This is a genomic window from Psychrobacter sp. AOP31-B2-9 (assembly GCF_052378005.1).
Lineage (GTDB): Bacteria > Pseudomonadota > Gammaproteobacteria > Pseudomonadales > Moraxellaceae > Psychrobacter.
In genome coordinates this window covers 1-20,828 of sequence record NZ_JBQSXG010000036.1, presented here as the reverse complement: position 1 = coordinate 20,828, position 20,828 = coordinate 1, and the positions used below count along the sequence as shown (strand labels likewise).

Below are 20,828 nucleotides of genomic sequence, written 5' to 3'. Positions count from 1 at the left end.
ACATCATCCTTTCATCTCATTGGCGCTATCGACATCAAGATGCCCACGCTGATGATAAAACCGCAATAATATTGCCAAACCAATGGCAGCCTCTGCTGCTGCTAATGTCAAAATAAAGATAAACATAATCTGTCCATCCGGATCGACCCAACGACTACCTGCCACTACAAATGCTAGAGCTGCCGCATTCATCATGATCTCAAGACTCATTAGCATAAATAAAAAATTACGCCGTACCATGACCCCGCACAGACCAATAGCAAATAAGATACCTGCCAGAATCAATCCGTGGCTCATAGGTATCATACCCAGTACACTTTGTGCCTCAGCCACAGGCTGTACTAAGCCTGCCACCTCATGGGCAAACGGCACATTCGCAACATCTTGTGCCACGCTCGCTGCTAGTACCATTAGTCTGACTCCTTGCGTGCAACTTTCTTCACACCTACCTGCGTGCCCACATTCATACTGACATAGTCATGCGGGTCTACTTCTTTATATTCGTATGGTTCGGCCATTTTTACCGTATCATTATCGGTTTGTGTCGTATGTTCGTATTGCTTAATACTACCGACACTAGGTCTGAATGCCTGACTAGCGTTGCTTTCAACTTCATCATCTATAGACTCTTTGCCTAAATGATAAGCAGCAACTAACGCCGCTAACAGTAGTAATGCTGCCACTTCTATCAGCATCACGTATTTAGTAAATAACACAGTGCCCACTTCTTTGGCCGAAATAGATGTCACGCCAATCATCGCTGTTTCATCATGATTGAGACCAATCATCGCATAAAGCACAACCGCAATAATGAGCGTCAGTCCTGTCGGTATCGCCCAAGTGCCCGCATCTAGCCAACGTTCTTCACGCTCATCATTACTCATACCTAAATTGAGCATCATGATAACAAAGACGAATAGCACCATAATGGCACCGGCATAAACAACGATCTCTAGGGCTCCTGCAAATGGGGCTCCTAGCACAAAAAAGATACCAGCAATCGCCAGTAATGACACAATCATCGATAAAATAGCATGCACTGGATTGGCTTGGGTTACCACGCGTAGGCTGGCAAATATAGCCACTGCAGCGAGCGAATAAAATCCTGCCAGTTCAGGATGGTTCAAGATATTCATCATGGCAGCAAGCTCCTTAGATCAATCGGTGCAGCTTCATTTTGTGCTGCGCCTTTTGGTTTGTCCGCTACCGCCATACCCGTCACACGATAATAGTTATAATCCGGATATTTACCTGATCCTGAAATGAGCAAGTGCTCTTTTTCATAAACCAAATCTTGGCGCTTATATTCGCCTAACTCAAAGTCAGGCGTCAATTGAATGGCTGTCGTTGGACAAGCCTCCTCACACAATCCACAAAAAATACAACGTGAAAAGTTAATTCGAAAAAACTCTGGATACCAGCGGCCGTCATCACGCTCTGCTTTCTGTAGTGAAATACAGCCCACAGGACACGCTACAGCACACAAATTGCAAGCAACGCAACGCTCATCACCATCCGGGTCACGCGTCAGCACAATACGCCCACGAAAACGTGGCGGGACTGGTACAGGCTCTTCTGGATAAAGGATGGTATCGCGTGGTCTAAGCGCATGACTATTGACCATCCACATACTGCGAACAATGGTAAATATACCAATGACGGTCTTTTTTATGGTAGTAAACATGGGATTATTATCCTTATCAGCTTTACCCTAGTTCATCAATGATGGCTAGTGATGACTACAACGTTGGGGAAAAGATCAAAATGACTGCAGCAGTAATCAACAGATTAATCAACGTTACTGGCAGACAAACTTTCCAGCCAAAATTCATCACTTGATCATAGCGCGGACGCATGAGTGAGCCTCGAGCCAAAACAAACAGCGTCATAAAGAACAGCGTTTTAATCATGAACCAAAAAGCTGGTGGAATAAATGGAATATCTAAATTAAACGGCGCAAGCCAACCGCCAAAAAATAAGCAGGTCATCAATGCAGAAATCAACACGACATTGACATACTCACCGATAAAGAACATACCGAATTTCATACCAGAATATTCAACATGATACCCTTCGGCCAGCTCTTGCTCTGCTTCTGGCTGATCAAATGGATGCCTATGCGTAACGGCCACACCAGCTACTACAAAGGTCAAAAACCCAAAAAACTGTGGAATGATATACCAGCCATCCACTTGCGCTTCGACAATAGCACGCAAATTAAACGAGCCAGTCAATGCAACCACACCCATCAACGACAAACCTAAGAAAACTTCATAACTGATGGTTTGTGCCGCTGAACGCAGACCACCCAATAACGAGAACTTGTTGGCAGATGCCCAACCACCGAACATCACGGCATAGACAGCAATACCAGCCATAGCAAAGAAAAATAGAATACCAATATCCCAATCAACCACGCCAAGCGTTGGCGAGATAGGAATGATGGCAAATGAGGCCAATGCAGTAAACATCGCGACCGCAGGTGCCAACGTAAACATAAACTTATCGGTAAAGTTCGGCGTCCAATCTTCTTTAAAGAAGATTTTGAGCATATCAGCAACCAGCTGTAGTGAACCAAATGGGCCCACACGGTTTGGACCATAACGATCTTGCCATAAGGCCAACATACGGCGCTCATAGATAATCATCATCGCCGCAACCAATACCACGACTAAGAAGATAACCAGTGACTGACCAACCAGAAATAAGATGGACCAGGCATCAAAGCTCAGACTTCCTGCCAAAAAGCTTGGCACATCAGGGATAATACGGGTAACTTGCATATTACACCTCCTGTGTGGTGGTAGGCGCTGCGTTTATCTGCGCTGCATCGTTATTGTTAGTGCCATTGCCAGCACCATTATTTATCAAAGTGCTGTCATTAGCCATGCTGCCCATCATAGTGATTGGTGCATCAACTTTACGTACAGACGCTGGCATCGATGGGTGAATGATACTCACCTGCCCGACTGGATAACCGATACAACCTTCTGCTAAATAACCAACAATCTGTACAGGCAAGGTGATTTGTTGCTTATCAATCTCAATTGCCAAATAATCGCCATTAGCAATATTCCAGTCCTTAGCGTCATCCATACCGATACGCCATGTAGCCACAGGTAGTTGCTCTGCGACGATTGGACTGCGTGAGGCCATCATCGAGCTAGCATAAATATTATGGATAGGCACCAACTTGGCTTGTCCTTGTTGCATATCAGTTGTCGTCACAGACATTGCTTCTGGCGCAATATATTGACGTGTTTCTAGACGTGCTAGCTGATCAAATAAGCGTACGCCTGGATCACCATTTTTCAGATGGCCGCCAACTTTGTCTTGGTACTTGTTCCATGCTTGTGGTGAGTTCCAACCTGCCGCACTGGCAAAAGGAATCATCGAGCTTGGCGTTTGCTTACCGCTATAACCTTCCATTGAGAAGGTCAAACCGGTGTCTAAATCTTTTGGCTGCATCGGCTCATGCACGGATATCGGCGCACGCATAGCGGTACGACCTGAATAGCGGCGTGGCTGACGAGCAATTTTAAGACCAGTCATACGGTAATCAGCATCAGGAGCAGCACCTTTAATACCAGCAAGCTTAGGATGCGTAGCGATTAATGCCTTGATGACATCATCTAGCTGTGTCCAATCAACATCACGACCTTCAATGCTACTATGCACTGCATGTAACCAGCGCCAGCCTTCTTTGATGCTACTCATCGGATGATAATATTCATTGTCATAAACTTGGAAGAAACGCTGCGCACGGCCTTCAGCAGAGATTAGCGTACCATCTGCTTCAGCAAAGCTTGCCGCAGGTAATACAATATCAACATCTTTGTGCCAATCAAGTAGCTGATGATCCAGTGCAATGACAGTTTTATCAGATAATAGCTGCGTCAATTTATTGGCATCGATGGCATCAGTCAGCTGATTTTCAGCGACTATCACCACATCGAAATCAGTCGCTAACAATTCTTCAACTGATTGCCCGCCAAGCATACAAACACCCATACTATTAGCATCGGTAACCGTTAAATAGATACCTGCTTGTGCATGATACTTATTGTTTACTTCTTTTAATTCGAGCGGTTCGGCAGGTGCGCGTTCTACATCATCTTGCGCTTCTGTATTCACGCCCGTTTTAGGTTTGTTCGGTTTCGCAGATAAATCTTTGTCTTCTTCAGGTTGGTCGTCAGCAGCTTTTGCTTGAGCCGCATGGACTTTGGCATTATGAGCCTCAACTTGATGCTGTTCAGTCGCTTTAATTGCTGAACGTTTTTGCGTCAATGCTTGAGTAATCTGCGCCGCTGCTTCTATCAATGCGGTAGACGATAAGCTACTACCTGAAATGACCAACGGCTTGTCCGCTTGAATCAAGTCATAAGCGATTTGCTGCGCCAACGCTTGCATCCCATCAGTCTCATTACTGGCATCAGTACTAGTATCAATATTAGCATCTTGCTCAGCCGCTTGTGGATCTACTATTTCTAATAAATCATCAGCGAAACTAGCAATCTCAGCAGCAACCTTAAAGCCAAGCTTAGTGATATCTTCAGGCGTTGCGACTACGCTGACTTTACTGATGTCTTCGAGCTTAGTCTGAGTCACATCGATGACATAGACAGGACTTAAGGCATCTTGAGCAATACGTTTAACAGGCTCTGCAAGCCACGGCTGCGTTTTTAATGCTGCCGCCATTTTTAGGCCTTCGTTTTTTGCGGCTTGGCGTACTGACAATGCAACACGTGATGAGGTTTGAGTGATATCTTCACCCAATACCAATACCGCATCATAACTTTCGATATCTGTCATGCTAGGATTATAAATGCCTTCCGTACTCAATACTTCGATGCATTTATTGACCAGTGCTTGCTGCTGATGGTTCAAACCAGTTGAAAACTTATCAAAGCCCACCAAGTTTTTTAGCGCAAAGTTGGTCTCTAGACTGGCACGAGGTGAGCCAATACCAATGACTTTTTTATCTTTGATACGTTTGATGGTTTCATCAAGTGCATAATCGATATTTATTTTGACATGCTTATCATTGATACGTTCAAGCGCTTGGATAGGACGATCGTCACGGTTGACATAGCCATAGCCAAAGCGACCACGGTCACATAAGAAATAGCGGTTTACTTCACCGTTATAGCGGTTTTCGATACGGCGCAATTCACCATAACGCTCACCTGGTGAGATGTTACAACCAGCCGAACAACCATGACAAACGCTTGGTGCATACTGCATATCCCATTTACGGTTGTAACGCTCAGAATGCGTTTTATCAGTAAAAACACCTGTTGGACACACTTCGGTTAAGTTGCCTGAGAACTCGCTCTCAAACTGACCATCTTGGTCGCGACCAAAATAGACGCGGTTGTTTGAGCCATAGACGCCTAAATCTTCGCCGCCCGCATAGTCTTTGTAAAAACGTACACAGCGATAGCAAGCGATACAACGGTTCATCTCATGTGCGATGAACGGACCAAGCTCTTGGTTGTGATGCGTGCGTTTGGTAAATCGATAGCGACGACGATTATGACCAGACATATAGGTCATATCCTGCAGATGACAATGTCCACCCTCTTCACAAGTTGGACAGTCATGTGGATGGTTGGTCATGAGTAGCTCAACCATTGATTTACGGAATGCTTTGGCTTCATCATCAGTGACCGAGATGTACATGTCATCGCCAGGGGCGACCATACATGACATCACGAGACGACCGCGACCCGCTTCCATATCTTCTTTGTTTTGAAACTGCTTGACCGCACACTGACGGCACGATCCTACTGAACCAAGAGCTGGATGATAACAAAAATAAGGCACATCAATGCCGAGCGATAAACAAGCTTGTAACAAGTTATCTGCGCTATCTACTTCGACAGTGGTTCCATCAATATGTATGACTGCCATGCCGCTCTCCTTATTTCACTACTGGCTGTTGGTTGGCTGCAGCATCAATAATATCGACACCAACCGCCTGCGCGATTTTTTGATCAAATTCAGGACGGAAATATTTAATCGCACTCATTAGTGGCTCCATCGCACCTGGCGCATGCGCACAGAAAGTTTTACCAATCCATAAGTCACGTGTAAGGCCCTCTAATTTTTCCAAATCACCTGTCTGCCCCTCACCATCATTGATGGCAGTAAGCAGTTTGACACCCCACGGCAGACCATCACGGCATGGTGTACACCAACCGCAAGATTCACGCTGAAAGAAAATCTCAAGATTACGAACCAGTGGCACCATATCTTGTGCTTCATCCACCACCATAATCAGTCCTGTACCCATACGACTACCAGCTTTTTGAATAGTGTCAAAATCTACTATGACATCTAAATGTTCGGCTGTTAAAAAGTCAGTCGATGCGCCACCTGGTAGCCATGCTTTAAGCGTTTTACCATCAATCATACCGCCCGCCAAACCTTCAATGATTTCGCGTGCGGTATAACCAAAGGGCAATTCCCACAGACCAGGATCATTGACCAATCCTGAACAGCCAAATAGCTTAGTACCTGGTGTTTTGCTAGTACCTTTGATATCCGATAGCGACTGGTACCACTCTACGCCATGGTTTAAGATGGCGGGCATATTGCTCAAGGTCTCAACGTTATTGACAACGGTTGGGCGGCCCCACGCACCAGAAATTTGCGGGAAAGGCGGTTTAGTACGTGGATTAGCACGTCGGCCTTCTAGACAGTTAATAAGTGCCGTTTCTTCACCGCAAATATAGCGTCCAGCACCCGTATGCACATGCAGGTTAAAACTAAAATCTGAGCCTAAAATATTATCGCCCATGAGGTTGTTAGCCAAGCACTCATCAATGGCAGCAACCAAACGCTCAGCGGCCAAAATGTACTCACCACGAATAAAGATATAACCATCGGTTGCACCAATGGCATGCGCGGTAATAAGCATACCTTCAATCAACTGAAGCGGTAGACGCTCCATTAATAGACGGTCTTTAAAGGTACCCGGCTCCATCTCATCGGCATTACAGATAAGATAGCGAGGTAAACCATCTGGCGGTGACATAAACGTCCATTTCAAACCAGCATTAAAGCCTGCACCACCGCGACCTCTGACGTTAGCAGCTTTAATCATATCGCCGACGGCTTTAGGCGATTGACTTAAGGCCTGCTTTAAGCCATCAAAACCTTTTAGAGATTCGTAAGTGGCCAGATCTAGCACCGCATCATGATGTGCTAGACGCCACGTTAACGGTTTGGTTTCGCTAGTGGCTGTGGCTTTATCACCATAAATTGGAATGCGCTGCTCATTAAGCTGGCTTGGTGCCTTGCCTTGGCTACGTTGAGCAATCTGCTCTGAAAGCGTTAATCTCATGCGTATAGCTCCAATAATTGCGCGACCTCGGAGGGTTGGACAGGACCATACGTGTCTTCATCAATCAACACAGCAGGCCCTTTATCACAGTTACCTAAGCAGCAAATTGGCAATAATGTAAAGCGCCCATCTGCCGTTGTTTGACCATATTCAATACCCAGCTGCGATCTAATTTCAGCCGATAACGCCTCATAGCCTGTCAAAAAACAAGCCACTGAATCACAAATAAGGATAACGTGGCGACCAACAGGCTGACGATAAATACGGTTAAAGAAAGTAGCGACCCCATCCATATCTGACATTGGAATATTTAAAATATTAGCAATGGCGTTCACCTGCGCATCATCTACCCAACCGTTACGCTTCTGCACGATTTTTAGTGCATCTAGTGAGGCGGCACGGGCTTGTGGATAATGGTGCATAAACTCATGGATAGACGCAATTTCCTCGCTAGTGAGAATGCTTTCCACATCTACTTTTGGCATTTTATCGGAAACAATTTTCATAGTTTTCTATCTGTCCTCACTCATCACACTTCATCACCGAATAGCAATAGCCTTAACAGACTTATGAATATCGCTATACCGCAACATATCAGCATTTTGGTGTGCCATTCGGCAATGATATATTGATAATATGTGTCTTTTTAATAACTATAATTTTTCACTCAAAGCACTAGGCTTAAATCAAAGCGTTAGCGATCACAATCTGCCATCACAATATCAATTGATGCCAAATACATGATGGCATCAGAGACGAGCGAACCATTAATCACTGACGGCATCTGCTGTAAATGTGCAAATGTCGGCGTACGGATACGGGTACGATAGCTCATCGTCGCCTTATCTGAGGTGATGTAATAACTATTTAGACCTTTAGTCGCCTCGACAATCGTCGTACACTCGCCCGCTGGCATCACAGGACCCCAAGATACTGAGATAAAGTGATTAATAAGAGTTTCAATATCGTTTAAGGTACGGTCTTTCGGCGGCGGTACAGCTAGTGGATGATCCGCTTTATAAGGGCCTTGTGGCATATTATCCATACACTGGCGAATAATACGTAACGACTGACGCATCTCTTCGACTTTTACCATACAACGATCATAAGCATCACCGTTGTAACCAACTGGCACTTCAAAATCATAATTCTCATAGCCCATGTATGGACGTGCTTTACGTAGATCAAAATCGACGCCTGTCGCACGTAGACCTGCACCAGTCACACCCCAAGCAAGCGCTTGCTTAGCATTATACTGAGCAACCCCTTGAGTACGGCCTTTGAGCACACTGTTTTGCAATGCGGCTTTGACATACTCGTCCAAGCGTTTTGGCATCCAATCTAAGAACTCTCGAACCAGACGCTGCCAGCCACGTGGCAAATCGGCAGCGGTACCGCCGATTCGGAACCAAGCGGGATGCATCCGATAGCCTGTCACCGCTTCGATGACATCATAGGCTTTTTGGCGATCGGTAAACATATAGAACACAGGGGTCATACCACCTGCATCCTGAATGAAGGTACCGACAAACAACAAGTTATTGGTAATACGGAAAAACTCACTCATCATCACACGGATGGTTTCAGCGCGCGGTGGAATCTTAATCCCTGCAAGCTTCTCAACTGACATGATATACGGAAGCTCGTTCATCACGCCGCCGAGGTAGTCAATACGGTCGGTATACGGAATAAATGAGTGCCAAGTTTGACGCTCGGCCATTTTTTCTGCACCGCGATGGTGATAGCCAATATCAGGGATACAATCGACGACTTCTTCGCCGTCGAGCTGTAGTACCAAACGGAATGCACCATGAGCTGAGGGGTGGTTAGGACCAATGTTCAAGAACATAAAATCTTCATCACGACCTGAACGTTTCATACCCCACTCTTCTGGGACAAAACGCAAGTTCTCTTGCTCGTATTGTTGCTTAGCAGTATTCAAGAAATACGGGGTAAATTCAGTCGCACGCGCATGATACTCTTTACGCAGTGGATGACCTTCCCAGTATTTTGGTAATAAGATACGCGTTAGATGCGGATGGCCTGTAAAAACAATACCAAACATGTCCCACACTTCACGCTCATACCAGTTGGCATTTGGCCAAATCTGGGTGGCGCTAGGCACATTGACATCGTCTTCGCTCAATGCAACCTTGACACGCACATCACTATTACGCTCAAGTGACATTAAGTGATAGAACACTGTAAAGTCACTATCAGGTAACCCCGCGCGATGCTGACGCAGACGCTCATCTATGGCTGATAGGTCAAATAACATGACATAGGGTTTTGGCAGCTTGCGCAAGAATAAGAGAATATCGAGTAAGTCAGCACGTGCAACCCACACTGTTGGAATCTCATCAACAGTGTGCTGCACGACAAATTTACCGGCATACTTATGCTCTAGCTCTTTGATAACTGCTGGAACAGGTTTGATCTTAGGATCTGTGTTTTCGACTACCGTGACCATGAATGATGTATTCCTTCATTAATCATAACTGATTCATCATAACTACACTGTGATGAGCGTATAAAACGTTGACGTTGTTGCTATGGTTATTACTATCAATCTAAACGCACGAGCCTAAATACTGTCTGGGCTACGTAAGTTTTTAACAGCGATACGATCTGCTTGCTTACGATCGCGCTCAGGTGTCATCTGTGGCTGATAGACGCCTTTTTCGTTGACATAAGCACCTAACGGACGACGCTCTTTAGTAATAGACTCTTGTAACAACATCAAACCTTGGATTAGCGCTTCTGGACGCGGCGGGCAGCCTGGCACATAGACATCGACTGGAATAATTTTATCCACGCCTTGTACGACTGAGTAGATATCATACATGCCGCCAGAGTTGGCACAGGCACCCATTGAGATAACCCATTTAGGCTCAAGCATTTGCTCATAAAGGCGCTGAATAACCGGCGCCATTTTGACAAAGCACGTACCAGCAACGATCATCACATCTGCCTGACGAGGCGACGCACGAATAACTTCCGCGCCAAAGCGTGATAAGTCATGAACAGCGGTTAAGGTAGTGGCATATTCGACATAACAGCAAGAAGTACCAAAGTTAAATGGCCAGAGTGAGTGCTTGCGCCCCCAGTTTGCTGTTGAATGAACAAGGTCTTCGAGACGACCCATAAAGACGTTTTTATTGACTTCATCTTCGATAGGGTCATTGACCGTTTGAGTGGTCTGTGCAGGATACTTCTCTGCATCAGGGTTGGCTTTTGTTAATGTGTATTTCATAACATACAACCTTTATATTAGACGTAGTGTGACAATCATCTTGTCCTCGCTATCGCCTTAACTTCTATTATTAATAAGCAATCATCAATACAAACACGTCTTCACACTTCTACTATTAGCGCTTGATAAGCTGTTGCCAACTAAGACAAACTTAATATCTAACGTTTCACGTTGTCTTTTTGAGCAGACGCCGCAAAATCCACAGACGTAACATTACCTGTGGTATTAATGTGATCGATGTTTTCTAGATGATGACGATTGATTTCAATATTGTTTGATACGTTAATCTGGCCTGAAGACTGTGCTGGCACTTTACCCGTGGGATCAACCATTAACTCATGAGCACCGTCAAACTTGGTGATGTCTGCTAGATTAAAACCAGCAGGTGCTGCGTATAGACGTACTTTTTTGCGCAGCTTATCAGCAGGTGCCCAACTCATCGCACCCAAACTTAGCTCGTATATTAAACCGATGATGAGAATAGTAATAAAGATAGCAGAAGCAGCAAAACCAAGCCACCCCGCCTCACGTACTGACACGGCGTAGGCATACAAATAGAGCGCTTCTAGATCAAAGATAACAAAGAAGATAGCCACCAAATAAAATTTGGCAGACAAACGAATACGGGCGTTGCCAGCTCCGACAACACCCGCTTCAAATATTTCTTCTTTTTGTGAGCCTTGAGAGCGACCACCAAGCAAACGTGGTACGACTAGCATAAAGACAACTAGCCCAATGGCGGCTAAGATAAAAGCTATTGCTGACCAATTAAAAGCAGACATGATAATACGTGCTCCTCACCCAATCGAGTGTTAAGCGCAGCGCAAGTAATGACCTCTCAAGGTCATCTAGCGACAGGCGTAACCCAGACGAAAACACAAGTAACTGTCATTGAATCGCTGTATGTAAGCAACTATTTTAAGTACTGTGCTGGTAACAACCAATTATCAAGCTTATTGACGACGATGTCAGACGAGACCAATAAAGGGATTCCGATATCGCACGGACAAAAAGGCTGGTCGCCTAACGCATCTTTTAACAACGTAAGATCAACTTATTAAATCAATATCATATTCGACTATTTACTTAATTGATTTAATAGCTCATTACACGTAGTCAACAATGACAAGACAACTGGCATAAATTATTTACGTACTATACGCATTTCAGCGTCTAAAAGCTAGTTTTTAACTGTATTGAACGGTCATTTTATATGCAAAAAAAATATGTTTTTTGCAACAACAGTTATGATATATAGGTTACCTTATATTGAGTACAAATCCATGTTTTCAATCATGAGTAGTAATGACGCCTTATAAAGCAAAGATTTGATGCATCTAAACCCCATTTTCGACACTCAACTCCTCACCCAAAGCACTGACTTTTGCTTTATAATAGCCCACTTGATTTTATTGAATAATTTTTAATTAAAACATCATTAGGGCAGCCATTTTAGTGATACGCCTCGCGTACATCTTAATACCGCTATCAGCACTACCTTCTTTTTTGCTTTTGTCTTACAGGTCACGTTATGAGTCAACTTAATCCCAAACAATCCGAGGCCATGCTCTACGTCTCCGGTCCATTACTGGTATTGGCTGGTGCCGGCTCTGGTAAGACATCGGTCATTACTCGTAAGATTGCTTATCTGATCCAAGAGTGCGACATGCCTGCTGAGCGCATCACAGCAGTGACTTTTACCAATAAAGCTGCTCGTGAGATGAAAGCGCGGGTAAGCAAATTGCTACCCAGCGAAAAAACGCGTGGTCTAACTGTGTCGACCTTTCACCAATTTGGGCTGCAGTTTTTGCGCTATGAGCTGATTCACACCCCTCTAAAAGGCAATTTTTCCATCATGGACAGTGACGATAGTAAGCGTCTACTGATGGAGCTAATGATGCGTGACAATCTAAGCGGCGCAGAAAGTCGCGAACTGGTTGGCAAAGCAATAAAAATGATTTCTGATTGGAAAAATGATCTGATAGAGCCCGACAAGGCGATGGAAACCTTAGACGATCCAGAAGAGATGATCTTTGCTACCTTATATGCACTATATGAGCGTAATTTACGGGCTTATAATGCGGTCGATTTTGATGACTTAATTGTCTTGCCAACTAAGATACTGCGTGAGAACAGAGAGCTACGTGATAAGTGGCAAAACCGTATTCGCTACCTTTTAGTCGATGAGTATCAAGATACCAATACCGCTCAGTATGAGATGATCAAACATCTAGTTGGTCCACAAGGTCGTTTTACCGTGGTGGGTGACGATGACCAATCTATTTATGCGTGGCGCGGTGCGAAGCCTGAAAACATGGGATTGCTAAAAGAAGACTTTCCAAAACTAAAAATCGTCATGCTTGAGCAAAACTATCGCTCAACCACGCGTATTTTAACTTCAGCCAACGCCGTCATTACCAACAATGAGCATTTATTTGAAAAGAAACTATGGTCGGATAAAGGTCAAGGCGAAAAAATTCGGATTATTAATTGCCGTAATGATGATGACGAATCCGAGCGTGTGGCAAAAGAGATCGTCACGCATAAGCTGCGTTTCGGTAATGAGTGGGAGCAATATGCCGTTCTGTACCGTAGTAATTTTCAAGCGCGGATGCTAGAAGCACAGCTGCGACAGTTACAAGTGCCTTATAAGTTATCTGGTGGCCAATCTTTCTTTGCACGTAGTGAAATCAAAGATATCATGGGCTATCTACGCTTGATTTTGAACCCTGAAGACGATAGTGCTTTTTTGCGGATTATTAATACACCTAAGCGTGGTATGGGACCGGCGACGCTCGAAAAGCTTGGCTTGTTTGCACAGGAGCACAGCATATCGCTACTGGCTTCCTGTACCCATGCAGGTCTGTCTCATGTTTTGCCATCGAAGGCTTATGGCACAATAAAAGAGTTCGGTGACTTTATCGAGCACTATACACGTGAGTTAGACCAACATCCTGACCCAGTTCCTATTGTCCGTCAGATGATCGATGAAACAGGTTATATTGATTTTGTGCGTAGCGACTCTAAAACCCCGCAACAAGAAAAAAATCGCATCGACAATATCGATATGCTCTACACCAGTATTCAATCTTTGATTAACCGCGCGGAAGAAGATGAAGATCGCACGATTGATACTATTATTCGTAAGCTAGTATTGTTAGATATGCTTGAGCAGCAGCAAGAAGAAGAGAACACCAATAAAGTCAACTTGATGACCTTACACGCGGCCAAAGGTTTGGAATTTGACTTTGTTTATATCATGGGCCTTGAAGAAGAAATGCTCCCACACCGCAACTCTATCTTGAGTGAAACGATAGAGGAAGAACGTCGCTTAATGTACGTAGGCATTACTCGTGCTCGGCGTGAGCTAACATTGACATTAGCAACGCAGCGCCGTGCAGGTGGGCAGATGCGTGTTACCTCTGAATCGCGATTTTTAGAGGAGCTACCAGAGGATCATATCGACTGGCCCGCCAAAGCCAAAAAGAAAAAAGCAACCAAAGATCCAGAAGCCGTGGCTGATGAATATTTGGCGAATATTAGAGCGTTATTAGGTAATCGCTAATATGCATCAACACACTTAAACAATACGACCAAAACTAAGCCAACAATTAATGTTTTAGTCATTGCTACTATTTGCAGTTTTAAAAATCAGGAATTTTTATGCCTACTTCTATGCCTGATCAAGATCAACCTTCTTCACTACAAATAGATTATAATTCAGCTGAACACAACGCTGAATATAAGCTGCTGTATCTACAAGATTTGGTTGCTGACAAGGCATATACAGCCATTACTGAGTTTTTAGAAAAACAGTCAGAATACGAAATTGCCAACCTGCTAGAGTCTTTTCCGACTCAAACCCGTCTACTAATTTGGGCACAAGTTCCAGAGAGTATCAAGGGTGAAGTCCTTGCTGAGTTAGATGTTGATACCCGCCAGCCCTTAATGGAAAAAATCTCTTCAAGAGAGATCTCTCTATTTACCCAAGACCTCGATGCACAAGATATCTCTGAGATTTTGGACACGGTGACCGAGAGTGTGCGAACCTCAGTCATGGCGACCTTAGACGAAGATATCCGAGTTCAGGTCAACAGACTAGACACCTATGTCGACTGGGAAGTCGGTAGCTATATGGATCCTGATATTATTCAGGTAAGAGAAGACATCACGCTTGCAGAAGTACAAAACTGGCTACGGGAAAACGATGACTTACTCGATGATGAAAGCCAAGAGCTGTTGGTTGTAGATCAAAGCCAACAGTTACTTGGACTATTGAGTTTGGTTGATTTGATTAAACACCCCCAATCCACTTTAGTATCCGATTTGATTGATGCGGCTGTTACTATTAATGATCGACTAGATATCCAAGATGCTGCAGCGATTTTTCGTTCAGAAGATATTCGCTTTGCTCCCGTGATTAATAGCTATGGCGAGCTAGTCGGTCAATTAAATGGCGAAGACATCATGGAAATCATCCAAGATGATGTCGATAGCACCATGAAAAACCTTGCGGGTGTCAGTCAGGACGAAGAGCTGTTTGCACCAATTTTGACCAGTGCCAAAAGTCGTAGCGTTTGGTTAGGCATCAACTTGTGTACCGCGTTATTAGCAGCGGCGGTCATTGGACAATTCGAAGAAGTATTGGCGCAAGTCGTGGCGCTCGCGATACTTATGCCAGTTGTCGCTAGTATGGGTGGTATCGCCGGTTCTCAGACACTGACAGTTGTCATACGCGGTATGGCGATGGGTCAAATCGGTGGTTCTAACCGTGTATGGCTGTTAAACAAAGAGCTGTGGGTCGGCGCCATCAACGGTATTATTTGGGCAATAATTATGGCATTTATTGCCCAACTGTGGTTTCATGACATCAAAATTAGTGCGGTCATTGGCTTGGCTATTGCCATTAATATGACAGCTGCAAACGTATCAGGTATCAGTATACCGTTAGTGCTAAAACGTATGAATATCGATCCTGCGCTATCTGCTTCTGTTATCCTGACGACCGTGACGGACATTGTCGGCTTTATGTCATTTTTAGGCTTAGCCAGTGTGTTGATACTATAATCAAACACTAAACTGTAAAAATGTCATTACTATTCAACAGACCCTAAATCACCTTTGCCCAAAATTATCATTTTAAAACCCTGAAATCGTTAAGTGAGTGCATTATGCAAGCTGTACAAGTAAAAGTCGTTAATCCAAAAATCACCGAAGATGAAGCATTTTCACTTCCGACTCGTGCCACTGATGGCAGTGCAGGTATCGACTTGCGTGCGTGTATTGATGAGCCATTGACCATTAAAGCCGGTGACACACATTTGATTGGTACTGGGCTCGCCGTTTATATCCAAGACCCTAATTATGCAGGTATGATCTTGCCGCGCTCTGGTCTGGGTCATAAACATGGTATCGTTTTGGGTAATCTAGTCGGGCTAATCGATGCTGATTATCAGGGCGAGCTGATGGTTAGTATTTGGAATCGCAGTAACGAAGACTTTGTGCTTAATCCAGCAGAGCGTATGGCGCAATATATCGTCGTACCGGTTGCTCGTCCTGAGTTTTCAGTGGTAACAGAATTCAGTGATGTAAGCGTCCGCGGTGCCGGTGGGTTTGGACATTCAGGTCGTCAGTAGTCAATGATCAGTAGCTATTACTGATTTGTTATTTTATTTTTTGTCTATCTCAAAGAGATTAACCACGATAATAAGGAGAGTAAGCAATGCCATCTTTTGCTGCGCAGCAATCCTTGTTTCGTGCTTATGATATTCGTGGTTCACGCCAGTATTTCACTACTGAGTTTATACAAGCATTGGGGCATGCTTTTGCCCATCGTTATAGCGCACTATCTACTTCGTTAGACCATAAGCTCCCAAATGATGCCTGTGCGCATAATACTGAATTGAAAGATATTAGCTCAACAAACAGTCTGATAACTCAAAACCAAAACAATAAAGACACCATTATCGTGATTGGTTACGATGCGCGTATCGGTAGCGATATGATTGCGCAAAAAATTGCATCTATATTGACTCATCATAATTTACAAGTTATCCAGTTAGGTTTGGTCACGACACCTATGATGGTTTTTTGGGCTGAGCGATATCAGGGGCACGGTATCATTGTGACCGCCAGTCATTCTGCAAAAGAGATTTTAGGCATCAAGTGGTTGGTCAATCATCGCTCGCCCAGCAGTGCAGAGATTCAGCTGTTTTATCAGCAGCTCCTGCATCGCCAGCAGGCATCAATCGATGCAGAATACAACCGTGCTATGCAAGCGAATGGCCTTAAAAACCATCCGCAGGATACATGCTTACCTGCTGAGCAAATAGCAACGGCTTATATTGCCGCTATTGACCAAGTTTTTCAGAAAATTCATCAATCTAAACCACAACCTTCAAACAAACGACCGTCAAACAACCAGCCCTCTACCAAGCTTGATTTTCGAATGGTTATCGACTGTATGCATGGGGCGACCAGTCTCATCGCTCAACGTTTATTTGGTCATTTCTGCCAAGATATTGTCATGCTCAATGACACACCAGACGGCAACTTCCCCTCTGGAAATCCGGATCCTACCGAACCTCATCGTCTCAAACTATTACAGCACAGCGTACAACAACATCAAGCAGACATAGGTCTGGCGTTTGATGGTGATGGTGATCGCCTAATGATCGTGGATAATAACGGCAAAGTCGTCTCGCCTGACCATCTACTGTACTTACTGGCGCAATTGACGCTCGCTGAACATCCTAACATGTTATCTCCAAAAAATTCTGTAGATTCATCATTCAAGCCTCAGATCGTTTTTGATATAAAATGCTCTCATCACCTCTCAACGCTTTTGTCTGAGCTTGGTGCCACACCTGTCATCAGTCGCACAGGTAGCAGTTTTATGCGCGAGCAGTTACAGTGTTCTGCTGGTGAAATTGTCTTTGCTGGTGAGTTGTCAGGACATTTTATATTCAACGATAGCCGTTTTATTGTTTATGATGACGCCATGTATGCCGCTCTACGACTGCTGCATTGGTTAGCAGCGAATGGCGTTGGACGCGGTAAAAAATCACTGACAGATATTACGGACGACCTACCTGCGATGGTCAGTACTGCGGATCATTACTTGCCGATGCCAAAGACTTTGGGGGCGGAGTATTCAATCGTAGAACAGCTCTCCCAATTCTGTCGTTATTTACGCCAACTGTTAAAGGCGACATCAGCAGATTCTGACCATCATTTGATCAACACTGATTCGCTAGTAGATTGTCATTGTTCCGTGATTGAGCCTCATCTAACCCTCAAACAAGCCAGAGACTTAATGCCAGTAGGAACAACGCTAAGCTGTATCGATGGCGTTCGTTTGGATTTTGCACATGGCTTTGGTGTGCTGAGACAGTCAAACACCAGTCACCATCTGACAGCACGCTTTGCTGGCGATAGCATTGATCAGCTAAGAGCCATTCAGGAAAAATTTGCCACACTATGTCGCCCATTTGACAAAGAGCTGGCTGCACAGATTGTCGCGATTCCTGCTGAATAACTAGGGCGTGTTGAACATTCAAATGTGGTGCTGGCAGTGACTATTTTTTAGACAATATGCAGTGAAATTTTTGATGCCTAGTCATTCTAGGTTAAACAATTTCGCCATGTATTGGCAAAAAAAAGTACTGCCCTGAAAGGCTGATGCTAAAATCACCCCAAAAGTCGTTACAAGCCTAGTTAAGGTCTCGACATTATCGTCGGCTTGCGCCTAGTTTGGTGCAATTTTAGCGATCAGCAGCCCTAATATTTGAATGTTCAACACGCCCTATATGTCACAAACTGTTTTATATAGGCACTAACCTGTATCAAGAAACACAATATAACCAACCCGCTCAACACTGTACTTTAGGAGTTTTTAATGACGCTTAATTTAGATGATGCCAAAATAACCGCTGAAGTATTGACCACAGCCCTACCTTATATTCAGCGCTTTGTCGGTAAATTGATCGTGGTCAAATATGGTGGCAATGCCATGACTGACCCTGCACTTGAAAGCTCATTTGCCCGTGATATTGTGTTGCTAAAAACCGTTGGCATGCATCCGGTAGTCGTACATGGTGGTGGTCCACAAGTCGATAACTTGTTAAAAGAGCTTGGCCGTCAGTCTGACCGTATTGATGGGATGCGCGTTACTGATAAAAGTACTATGGATATCGTCGAGATGGTGCTAGGTGGCGGCGTCAATAAATCTATTGTTAGCCTGATTAATAAGCATGGTGGCCGAGCCATTGGTTTAACCGGCAAAGACGCTAACTTAATCCAAGCAAAAAAACTGGTCATGGAAAAAGTGGGCGAAGATGGTGTCGCTGTCCCTGTCGATCTAGGGTTTGTCGGTGATGTGGTCAGTGTTAATAAAGACGTGATTAATATGCTTATTTCGTCTGACTTTATTCCGGTCATCGCACCGCTTGGCGTCGATAGCGAAGGTCACACTTATAATATCAATGCTGATCTAGTCGCAGGGAAAGTCGCAGAATTCTTGCAAGCCGAAAAATTGATGTTACTGACCAATATCAAAGGTGTATTGGGTCGTGATGGTCAAGTCGTCACTGGGCTGACGCCGAAGAAAGTCGATGGACTGATTGAAGATGGCACTATCTCAGGTGGCATGATTCCTAAAATTCAGTGTGCGCTTGATGCCGTACGTAGCGGCGTAAAAAGCGCTGTCATTGTTGATGGCCGTGTGCCCCATGCGACCTTGCTTGAGATCTTTACCAACGAAGGTGTCGGTACCTTAATCAGTCGTGAATTAGATGCATAATTGAGCCAACAGCCTACGATTATTAGCATGAAAAATATTCGTATAGAAAACACTAGTATAAAAAAGCCCGAGCTCGGATACCAAACTCGGGCTTTTTAACTGTCTATCAATTTTATGATCTATTAGGGCGTGTTGAACATTCAAATGTGGTGCTGGCAGTGACTATTTTTTAGACAATATGCAGTGAAATTTTTGATGCCTAGTTATTCTAGGTTAAACAATTTCGCCATGTATTGGCAAAAAAGAGTACTGCCCTCCACTCGAGCACAGCTCTCGCCTTGCAAACGGGCAAAGCAGTGCTTTGCTGGATCCGTTCTCAAGGCTGATGCTAAAATCACCCCAAACGTCGTTACAAGCCTAGTTAAGGTCTCGACATTATCGTCGGTTTGCGCCTAGTTTGGTGCAATTTTAGCGATCAGCAGCCCTAATATTTGAATGTTCAACACGCCCTAACATTCATTCAAACAAGATGAATTTAATAAGCACAGAACTCAACAGAACTATGGTGACTATTGCCATAAATCTTCATATAGTGGTTGCCTTTACTCTCAGTAATGTAAGACGTTTCATTATCATAGCGGTCACCGTCCAATCGACCACTTGGCCCTGAGACGTAAGCCATATTGATACGATCATCGCCAACATTACGAATCACTAAGTTTTGGTCTGCTGCGAGCCATAAACGAAACACTTTTCCATCTTTGATATTGCCTGTAAAGTTACCGCAATAGCTGTCTTTTGCAAAGGTTACTTTAGTTGATGAGTCTGCCGCCTGTACGCTTGTGGCCATTATAGGTGCTGCTGCAAGCGTAGCCATCAGTAATAATTTTTTCATCATTCTATCCTCGAACATTAGGGTCTATTGAGCATTCAGATACCGTGCTGATAGCACATTTAAACATTCAATAGACCCTATAAATTAGTAAACTTAATTCTACCAATGAGAGCATAGTTTATAATTTGTCAAAGTGACAGCTTTTTATGAAAATTATTTATGAAAAAACCGCCTCAAACTCAGCTTCATTAAAGCCGCACAGCAATATTGACTGACTTTGATTTTTATCGTCAATCTGACCTTCCACAATCGGACGCTTAATCATACTGGTGTTTTCGACTAGTAAATCAATCGCGTTATTTATATCGGCATCAGCTGCTTGCTTTTGCTCATCGGTCAGCTTGCGCCATGTGGTACCACGCTTGTTCAGCACTTTATCGATACCTAGCACATCCACCCAACGCTGGACGCTTGGTTTGTCGATGCCTTGTTTTTTATAATCATGAAAATCATAGCTAACACCTAACTCCTCAAGCTTAGTAAACGCCTTTTTCATGGTGCTGCATGATTTGATACCGTAAATAGTGATGGTCATAATGATTCCTATATAACCCCAATTCGGGATAAGGGCTCAAAAAAAAGATAAAAAAAG

The 20,828-nt window shown here is 44.1% G+C and carries 18 protein-coding genes; 6 read left to right on the top strand and 12 right to left on the bottom strand.

Annotated elements, in window-relative coordinates; all coding sequences use genetic code 11:
- Positions 1–3 precede the first annotated feature (3 nt).
- From nuoK to ndhC, 10 genes are all read right to left on the bottom strand, one after another.
- On the bottom strand, positions 4–312 hold the full coding sequence (nuoK, locus tag ACT3SX_RS06205) for an NADH-quinone oxidoreductase subunit NuoK (RefSeq protein WP_192519290.1): 309 nt from the start codon (positions 310–312) through the stop codon (positions 4–6).
- A 98-nt stretch (positions 313–410) separates the two neighbouring features.
- Positions 411–1,139, bottom strand: a complete 729-nt coding sequence (gene nuoJ / locus ACT3SX_RS06200) for an NADH-quinone oxidoreductase subunit J (protein WP_192519276.1) — start codon at positions 1,137–1,139, stop codon at positions 411–413.
- Complete coding sequence (gene nuoI / locus ACT3SX_RS06195; protein ID WP_192519277.1) at positions 1,136–1,684, bottom strand: NADH-quinone oxidoreductase subunit NuoI; 549 nt, start codon at positions 1,682–1,684, stop codon at positions 1,136–1,138. The genes nuoJ and nuoI overlap by 4 nt, the downstream gene beginning before the upstream one ends.
- A gap of 55 nt (positions 1,685–1,739) precedes the next feature.
- The gene (nuoH, locus tag ACT3SX_RS06190) at positions 1,740–2,783 is read right to left on the bottom strand and encodes an NADH-quinone oxidoreductase subunit NuoH (RefSeq protein ID WP_192519278.1); all 1,044 of its coding nucleotides are present in this window, start codon (positions 2,781–2,783) and stop codon (positions 1,740–1,742) included.
- 1 nt (position 2,784) lies between these two features.
- On the bottom strand, positions 2,785–5,913 hold the full coding sequence (gene nuoG / locus ACT3SX_RS06185) for an NADH-quinone oxidoreductase subunit NuoG (RefSeq protein ID WP_192519279.1): 3,129 nt from the start codon (positions 5,911–5,913) through the stop codon (positions 2,785–2,787).
- A gap of 10 nt (positions 5,914–5,923) precedes the next feature.
- Positions 5,924–7,348 (bottom strand): NADH-quinone oxidoreductase subunit NuoF, encoded by a 1,425-nt coding sequence (nuoF, locus tag ACT3SX_RS06180; protein ID WP_192519280.1) that lies wholly within the window; start codon positions 7,346–7,348, stop codon positions 5,924–5,926.
- Positions 7,345–7,854: an NADH-quinone oxidoreductase subunit NuoE gene (gene nuoE / locus ACT3SX_RS06175; protein WP_192519281.1), complete on the bottom strand. Its 510-nt coding sequence runs from the start codon at positions 7,852–7,854 to the stop codon at positions 7,345–7,347. The genes nuoF and nuoE overlap by 4 nt, the downstream gene beginning before the upstream one ends.
- A gap of 188 nt (positions 7,855–8,042) precedes the next feature.
- Entirely contained in the window at positions 8,043–9,818 is a 1,776-nt protein-coding gene (gene nuoC / locus ACT3SX_RS06170; protein WP_192519282.1) for an NADH-quinone oxidoreductase subunit C/D, read from the bottom strand.
- A 114-nt stretch (positions 9,819–9,932) separates the two neighbouring features.
- Entirely contained in the window at positions 9,933–10,601 is a 669-nt protein-coding gene (locus ACT3SX_RS06165) for a NuoB/complex I 20 kDa subunit family protein (protein ID WP_192519283.1), read from the bottom strand.
- 158 nt (positions 10,602–10,759) lie between these two features.
- Complete coding sequence (ndhC, locus tag ACT3SX_RS06160; RefSeq protein WP_192519284.1) at positions 10,760–11,383, bottom strand: NADH-quinone oxidoreductase subunit A; 624 nt, start codon at positions 11,381–11,383, stop codon at positions 10,760–10,762.
- Positions 11,384–11,431: 48 nt separating this feature from the next.
- Between ndhC and ACT3SX_RS06155 the strand changes: the two genes are divergently transcribed.
- The 6 genes from ACT3SX_RS06155 to argB all read left to right on the top strand — a co-directional run bounded on the left by ACT3SX_RS06155 (position 11,432) and on the right by argB (position 19,401).
- On the top strand, positions 11,432–11,662 hold the full coding sequence (locus tag ACT3SX_RS06155; protein ID WP_192519285.1) for a hypothetical protein: 231 nt from the start codon (positions 11,432–11,434) through the stop codon (positions 11,660–11,662).
- Between the two features lie 470 nt (positions 11,663–12,132).
- Entirely contained in the window at positions 12,133–14,166 is a 2,034-nt protein-coding gene (locus ACT3SX_RS06150) for a UvrD-helicase domain-containing protein (protein ID WP_192519286.1), read from the top strand.
- Positions 14,167–14,264: 98 nt separating this feature from the next.
- Entirely contained in the window at positions 14,265–15,668 is a 1,404-nt protein-coding gene (mgtE, locus tag ACT3SX_RS06145) for a magnesium transporter (RefSeq protein WP_192519287.1), read from the top strand.
- A gap of 104 nt (positions 15,669–15,772) precedes the next feature.
- Positions 15,773–16,237 carry a dUTP diphosphatase gene (dut, locus tag ACT3SX_RS06140; protein ID WP_192519288.1) on the top strand — a complete coding sequence of 155 codons (465 nt, stop codon included), beginning with the start codon at positions 15,773–15,775 and terminating at the stop codon, positions 16,235–16,237.
- An 86-nt stretch (positions 16,238–16,323) separates the two neighbouring features.
- Complete coding sequence (locus ACT3SX_RS06135; RefSeq protein WP_192519289.1) at positions 16,324–18,138, top strand: phosphomannomutase; 1,815 nt, start codon at positions 16,324–16,326, stop codon at positions 18,136–18,138.
- 360 nt (positions 18,139–18,498) lie between these two features.
- Positions 18,499–19,401 (top strand): acetylglutamate kinase, encoded by a 903-nt coding sequence (gene argB, locus ACT3SX_RS06130; protein ID WP_192521000.1) that lies wholly within the window; start codon positions 18,499–18,501, stop codon positions 19,399–19,401.
- 475 nt (positions 19,402–19,876) lie between these two features.
- Here the strand turns inward: argB and ACT3SX_RS06125 are convergent, their stop codons facing one another.
- Both ACT3SX_RS06125 and ACT3SX_RS06120 read right to left on the bottom strand, forming a co-directional pair.
- Positions 19,877–20,236 carry a hypothetical protein gene (locus tag ACT3SX_RS06125; RefSeq protein ID WP_192521014.1) on the bottom strand — a complete coding sequence of 120 codons (360 nt, stop codon included), beginning with the start codon at positions 20,234–20,236 and terminating at the stop codon, positions 19,877–19,879.
- A gap of 157 nt (positions 20,237–20,393) precedes the next feature.
- Positions 20,394–20,771: an arsenate reductase gene (locus tag ACT3SX_RS06120; protein ID WP_192521013.1), complete on the bottom strand. Its 378-nt coding sequence runs from the start codon at positions 20,769–20,771 to the stop codon at positions 20,394–20,396.
- Positions 20,772–20,828 lie beyond the last annotated feature (57 nt).

Excerpts from the sequence above, each read along its gene's own strand:
- nuoJ (WP_192519276.1), bottom strand. The coding sequence starts at position 1,139 with ATGATGAATATCTTGAACCATCCTGAACTGGCAGGATTTTATTCGCTC.
- nuoI (WP_192519277.1), bottom strand. The coding sequence starts at position 1,684 with ATGTTTACTACCATAAAAAAGACCGTCATTGGTATATTTACCATTGTT.
- nuoH (WP_192519278.1), bottom strand. The coding sequence starts at position 2,783 with ATGCAAGTTACCCGTATTATCCCTGATGTGCCAAGCTTTTTGGCAGGA.
- nuoG (WP_192519279.1), bottom strand. The coding sequence starts at position 5,913 with ATGGCAGTCATACATATTGATGGAACCACTGTCGAAGTAGATAGCGCA.
- nuoF (WP_192519280.1), bottom strand. The coding sequence starts at position 7,348 with ATGAGATTAACGCTTTCAGAGCAGATTGCTCAACGTAGCCAAGGCAAG.
- nuoE (WP_192519281.1), bottom strand. The coding sequence starts at position 7,854 with ATGAAAATTGTTTCCGATAAAATGCCAAAAGTAGATGTGGAAAGCATT.
- nuoC (WP_192519282.1), bottom strand. The coding sequence starts at position 9,818 with ATGGTCACGGTAGTCGAAAACACAGATCCTAAGATCAAACCTGTTCCA.
- ACT3SX_RS06165 (WP_192519283.1), bottom strand. The coding sequence starts at position 10,601 with ATGAAATACACATTAACAAAAGCCAACCCTGATGCAGAGAAGTATCCT.
- ndhC (WP_192519284.1), bottom strand. The coding sequence starts at position 11,383 with ATGTCTGCTTTTAATTGGTCAGCAATAGCTTTTATCTTAGCCGCCATT.
- ACT3SX_RS06155 (WP_192519285.1), top strand. The coding sequence starts at position 11,432 with ATGACCTCTCAAGGTCATCTAGCGACAGGCGTAACCCAGACGAAAACA.
- ACT3SX_RS06150 (WP_192519286.1), top strand. The coding sequence starts at position 12,133 with ATGAGTCAACTTAATCCCAAACAATCCGAGGCCATGCTCTACGTCTCC.
- mgtE (WP_192519287.1), top strand. The coding sequence starts at position 14,265 with ATGCCTACTTCTATGCCTGATCAAGATCAACCTTCTTCACTACAAATA.
- dut (WP_192519288.1), top strand. The coding sequence starts at position 15,773 with ATGCAAGCTGTACAAGTAAAAGTCGTTAATCCAAAAATCACCGAAGAT.
- ACT3SX_RS06135 (WP_192519289.1), top strand. The coding sequence starts at position 16,324 with ATGCCATCTTTTGCTGCGCAGCAATCCTTGTTTCGTGCTTATGATATT.
- argB (WP_192521000.1), top strand. The coding sequence starts at position 18,499 with ATGACGCTTAATTTAGATGATGCCAAAATAACCGCTGAAGTATTGACC.
- ACT3SX_RS06125 (WP_192521014.1), bottom strand. The coding sequence starts at position 20,236 with ATGAAAAAATTATTACTGATGGCTACGCTTGCAGCAGCACCTATAATG.
- ACT3SX_RS06120 (WP_192521013.1), bottom strand. The coding sequence starts at position 20,771 with ATGACCATCACTATTTACGGTATCAAATCATGCAGCACCATGAAAAAG.